Origin of the sequence: Cyanobium sp. LEGE 06143 (genome assembly GCF_015207535.1) — a bacterium.
In the GTDB taxonomy this organism is placed as follows: Bacteria; Cyanobacteriota; Cyanobacteriia; order PCC-6307; family Cyanobiaceae; genus NIES-981.
The window spans coordinates 1-5,309 of the sequence record NZ_JADEWP010000179.1; the positions used below are offsets into that span (position 1 = coordinate 1).

At 68.3% G+C, this 5,309-nt stretch carries 4 protein-coding genes and 1 pseudogene; 3 read left to right on the plus strand and 2 right to left on the minus strand.

Annotated elements, in window-relative coordinates; genetic code table 11:
- Nucleotides 1-78 precede the first annotated feature (78 nt).
- The 3 genes from ruvA to IQ216_RS11440 all read left to right on the plus strand — a co-directional run bounded on the left by ruvA (nt 79) and on the right by IQ216_RS11440 (nt 1,572).
- Nucleotides 79-723: a Holliday junction branch migration protein RuvA gene (ruvA, locus tag IQ216_RS11430; RefSeq protein ID WP_193815555.1), complete on the plus strand. Its 645-nt coding sequence runs from the start codon at nt 79-81 to the stop codon at nt 721-723.
- 97 nt (nt 724-820) lie between these two features.
- On the plus strand, nt 821-1,090 hold the full coding sequence (rpsO, locus tag IQ216_RS11435) for a 30S ribosomal protein S15 (RefSeq protein WP_186699945.1): 270 nt from the start codon (nt 821-823) through the stop codon (nt 1,088-1,090).
- 35 nt (nt 1,091-1,125) lie between these two features.
- Entirely contained in the window at nt 1,126-1,572 is a 447-nt protein-coding gene (locus IQ216_RS11440) for a PAM68 family protein (protein WP_193815556.1), read from the plus strand.
- Here the strand turns inward: IQ216_RS11440 and IQ216_RS11445 are convergent.
- Nucleotides 1,569-5,105, minus strand: a complete 3,537-nt coding sequence (locus tag IQ216_RS11445) for a DNA polymerase III subunit alpha (RefSeq protein ID WP_193815557.1) — start codon at nt 5,103-5,105, stop codon at nt 1,569-1,571. The two genes, IQ216_RS11440 and IQ216_RS11445, sit on opposite strands and share 4 nt — an antisense overlap.
- A 61-nt stretch (nt 5,106-5,166) precedes the next feature.
- Nucleotides 5,167-5,309, minus strand: a pseudogene (locus IQ216_RS11450) (Asp-tRNA(Asn)/Glu-tRNA(Gln) amidotransferase subunit GatA); the annotation flags it as partial.

Consider the following 5,309-nt stretch of genomic DNA (forward strand, 5'->3'; position numbering starts at 1 on the left):
CGGTGAGAGCGGCGGTGGCAGCAGCCGCTGGGCAAGGGTCCGCAGGGCGGGCAGCATGGGGGCGGTTTCACTTCCCCCATGATCGGCTGGCTGCAAGGGGACATCACCGATCCGTGGCAGCACGACAAGCGCTGCGGCCTGCTGCTGGTCTGCGGCGGCGTGGGCTACGAGGTGCAGGTGAGCCAGCGGCAGTGGCAGCGGCTGCCGCCCCAGGGCGGCAGCCTTGGCCTGCACATCCACCAGAGCATCCGCGAGGACGGCTGGACGCTGTTCGGCTTTGCCGAGCGCCAGGAGCGGGATCTGTTCCGGGAGCTGGTGGCCGTGAGCGGGGTGGGGCCCCAGATGGCCCTGGGCCTGCTGGGGGTGCTGGAGCCCACCGCCCTGGTGCTGGCGATCGTGCAGGCCGACCTGCGCCAGCTCTGCCAGGCGCCTGGGGTGGGCAAGCGCACCGCCGAGCGGCTGGCGGTGGAGCTGCGGGTGCGGCTGCAGGAGCGCTTCCTGGGCGGGCCAACACCGGGTAGCGAGGCCGAGCTCGAACCCCTGCCCGCCCTCAGCGACGGCAGCCGCGACGACCTGCACGCCACCCTCGCCGCCCTGGGCTACGAGGGGCTGGAGATCCACCGGGCCGTGCGGGCCGTGGCCGCCCATGGGCTGGCCGCCGACGCCAGCGCCGAGGAGTGGATCCGCTGCTGCCTGCGCTGGCTGGCCCGATCCGCCGCCTGACAGGGCGGTAAAGTATCGGTTTGCACCGCAGAGGCCGGGGCAGGCCCTGCCGGGGCCACCAGGCTGCAGGCTCGCGCTCCGCCACTTCCCACACTCCATGCCGCTCACCACCGCCCAGAAGCAGGACCTGATCAACGGTCACCAGACCCATGGCACCGACACCGGTTCCGTGGAGGTTCAGGTGGCGATGCTGAGTGAGCGGATCAGCCAGCTCACCGGCCATCTGCAGCAGAACAAGCACGACTTCTCCTCCCGCCAGGGGCTGCTCAAGATGATCGGCCGCCGCAAGCGGCTGCTGGGCTACCTCAAGGGCATCAGCCAGCAGCGCTACGCCGATCTGATCGCCAAGCTCGGCATCCGCGGCTGAGGCCGTCCAGCAGCACGCCACCGCAGAGCGAGTCCATGGCCGGTAAGGGGTTGGGAGATGGCGCGGCCGCCCGCGCGAGCCGCAAGGGGTCATCCTCCGGCCGCTCCAAGCCGTCGGCTGTTCCGAGCAAGAAAGCCGCCGCGGTGCCGAGCAAGAAGGCCCCGGCCCGGGCCATTCCCGATGTGGTGGCCAATCGCATGGCACGCCGGGTGGCCATCGCCACCGGCATCCCCACCGTGATGGGGATGGGGGTGTTCGTGGGCAGCTACCTGCTGGTGAGCCGCCAGATCGCTGACGTCTCCCCCGGCCTCACCCTGGCCGCCTCCGGCGGCTGCTTCCTGCTGGGGCTGGTGGGCCTGAGCTACGGCGTGCTCTCCGCCAGCTGGGAAGACCAGCCCGGCAGCCTGCTGGGCCAGGAGCAGCTGGGCCTGAACATCGGCCGTCTGCGCCAGTCGCTGCGCAGCCTGCGCAGCGGCAGCTAGGCCGCCAGCAGGGGCGCGCTGATCCGCGCCTGAAACGCCGCAGCCGTGAGCGTGTCGAGGGCGGCGGCGGGATCAGAAACGCAGAACTGGGGGCCGAGCCGCACGAAGCGCACCGCCTCCCCCTGCTGCACCAGGGCCACCACCGGCACCCGCTGGCCGGCTTCGTCCTGGGGCGGACGGTGCCGGTGCAGGCATTCGCGCAGGCGGTGCTGGATGGCGATGTCGCCGGCCTGGTCGGCGGGCAGCTCCACCATCAGCAGCTGCAGGTCATCGATCGAGCGGCAGTCATCCACGATCAGCTGCACCCGGTCATCGCGGCGATCCACCGTGGCCCACACCAGAAGGCGGGCATCCACCATCAGGTGGTCGGCCAGGCGGGCGTAGCTGCGCGGGAACACCACGGCCTCGCAGCTGCCGGTGAGGTCTTCGAGCTGCAGCACGGCCATGCGATCGCCCTTGCGGGTGTTCACCTGGCGCAGCTCCGGCACCATCACCACGGCACTCACCTTGGCCTTGTCGGCCTGCTCCTCCAGGTGGGCCAGGGCCAGCGGTGAGAGCAGTTTCACCGGCCGGGCCAGCTGCTTGAGCGGATGGTCCGAGAGGTAGAAGCCCACCAGCTCCTTCTCCAGCCGCAGCTTCTCGGTGGGGGGGTAGTCCTTCACCGGGGCGGCCTTCGGGGCCGTGCTCAGGTCGGCCCGGCCGGCGGCGGCGTCAGGGCCCGGGTCGCTGGCGCTGCCCATCAGGTCGAACAGGTTGCCCTGGCCGCTGGCCCGGTCCTTGGCCCGGGAGCTGGACCAGTCGAGCACCAGATCCAGATCGGCCATCAGCTGGGCCCGGTTGGCGGCGGGCTCGAGGGCATCGAGGGCGCCGGAGTGGATCAGGGCCTCGAGGGCGCGGCGGTTGAGCTGGTGGCCGGGGATGCGGTCGCAGAGATCGGCGAGGCCCAGGAACGGGCCGTCGCTGCTGCGGCTCTCCAGCAACTGGCGGATGGCGCCATCGCCCAGATTGCGCACGGCGGAGAGGCCGAACAGGATGCGATCACCCACCGGCGTGAAGTCGATGCCGGAGGCATTCACATCGGGCGGCATCACCTCGATGCCCATGGCATTGCAGTTGGCGATGTAGCGCTGCACCTTGTCGGAGGCGCCGGCATTCACCGTGAGCAGCGCCGCCATGTAGGCCACCGGGTAGTGGGCCTTGAGGTAGGCGGTCTGGAAGGTCACGGCGCCATAGGCCGTGGAGTGGCTCTTGTTGAAGCAGTACTCGGCGAACAGCACCATCTGCTCGAACAGGGTTTCGGCCACCCTGGGCTCCACACCGCGATCGGTGGCCCCCTTCACAAACAGGCTCTGGTGTTTCTCCATCTCACTCTTCTTCTTCTTGCCCATCGCCCGGCGCAGCAGATCCGCCTCACCGAGCGAATAGCCGGCCAGGTCCTGGGCGATCTTCATGATCTGCTCCTGATACACCATGATCCCGTAGGTTTCGCTCAGGATCGGCTTCAGGGCCGCGTGCACCACCTCAATCGCCTCGCGGCCGTGCTTGCGATTGATGAATTTGGGAATCAGCCCCGCATCCAGGGGACCCGGCCGGTAGAGCGCCAGGATCGAGGAGATGTCCTCCAGGGATGAGGGCTTCAGATCGCGCACGATCTGGCGCATGCCACTCGATTCCAGCTGGAAGATGCCCTCCAGATCGCCGCGGGCCAGCAGGCTGTAGGTGGCGGGATCATCGAGGGGAAGGCGGTCGGGGTCCACCCGGGCGCCGGTGCTCTCCTCCACCAGGGCCAGGGTCTTGTCGATCATGGTGAGGTTCTTGAGGCCGAGGAAGTCCATCTTCAGCAGCCCCATCGACTCCACGTCTTCCATGAAGTACTGGGTGATCACCTGGCCGTCGTTGTTGCGCTGCAGCGGCACCAGCTGATCGAGGGGATCGGCCGCGATCACCACGCCGGCGGCGTGCACCCCGAAGGTCTTGTTGGTGCCCTCGATGCGCATCGCCATGTCCACCCAGCGGCGCACCTCTGGATCCCTCTCGTACTTCTCGCGGAATTCCGGCGCCGGCGATTCAGGGCCGATCATCTCCTTGAGCTTGGCCGGTTTGCCGCGCACCACCGGGATCAGCTTGGCCAGCCGGTCGGCATCGCCGTAGGGAATATCCAGCACCCGGGCCACGTCCTTGAGCACGGCCTTGGAGGTCATGCGGTTGAAGGTGATGATCTGGGCCACCTTGTCTTCGCCGTAGCGCTGGGTCACGTAATCGATCACCTCACCGCGGCGCTCGATGCAGAAGTCGGTGTCGATGTCAGGCATCGACTTGCGCTCCGGGTTGAGGAAACGCTCGAACAGCAACCCATGCACCACCGGATCGATGTTGGTGATGCCCAGGGCATAGGCCACCAGGGAACCCGCTGCCGAGCCCCGTCCCGGCCCCACCGGAATACCACTGTCGCGGGCGAAGCGGATGTAGTCCCACACCACCAGGAAATAGGTGGGGAAGCCCATCTGCTCCATCACCTGCAGCTCGAAGTGCAGCCGTTCGCCATAGGCCGGATCGAAGGGCGCCCCGGCGGCCAGCTCCAGCCGATCGCGCAGGCCCTGCTCCGCCACGCTGGTGAGATAGCTCACGGCGGTGTGGCCCTCCGGAATCGGGAAACGGGGCATCTGGTAGCGGCCCAGGATGTCGTAGTCGTCCACCTTCTCGGCTACCCGGGCCGTGTTGGCCACCGCCCGCTGGATCAGCTCCGGCTCCAGGTGATCGGCGAACAGGCCGAGCATCTCGGCCTCGCTCTTGATGTATTCCGTGCCGGTGTAGCGCAGCCGCTTCTCATCGCTGATCAGCTTGCCGGTGAGCACGCACAGCAGGGCGTCATGGGCCTCCACATCCCCCACGCTGAGGTAGTGGGCGTCGTTGGTGGCGATCAGCTCAATGCCCAGCTCGGCGCCGATGCGGGCTATGCCGCTGTTGACGATGCGGTCTTCAAGGCCGCCGTGGTCCTGGATCTCGAGGTAGAAGTCGTCGCCGAACACCTCCTGGTACCAGGCCGCCACCTCGCGGGCCACCTCGGGCCGGCCCCGCAGGATCGCCTGGGGGATCTCGCCGCCCAGGCAGGCCGTGGCCACGATCAGCCCCTCGCTGTGCTGGCGCAGCAGCTGCTTGTCGATGCAGGCCCTCGCGAAGATGCCCCGGCCGCGCATGCCGCGCAGGTGGCTGAGGGAGGTGAGCTTCACCAGATTGCGGTAGCCCACCGCGTTCTTGGCCAGCACCACCAGGTGATACCGCCGCTCCTTCTTGGGCGGGTTGGGATCGTCCAGAGAGCCGTTGATTACGTACATCTCATTGCCGATGATCGGCTTGATGCCGGCCTTGGCGCAGAGCTTCAGCAGTTCAATGGCGCCATACATGACGCCGTGGTCGGTGAGGGCCAGGGCCGGCATGCCCAGGGCCACGGCCCGCTCCACCATGGCCGGAAGCTGGCTGGCCCCATCCAGAAGGCTGTAGTCGCTGTGGTTGTGGAGGGGGACGAAGGCCACGGACAACCGCATCTGTGGTGGTCAGAGTAGGGCCGCACCACCAGATCTGGGGTGGGATGGCTCAGACGGCCAGGGCCGCCTCAGGACGGCGCTCCATCACCCTGGCGGCCAGCTCGTAGTGGTGCGCCACCTGCAGCAGCAGACCCTCCTCCAGCACGTTGGTGATCAGCTGGACGCCGATCGGCAGGCCGCGCCCATCAAAGC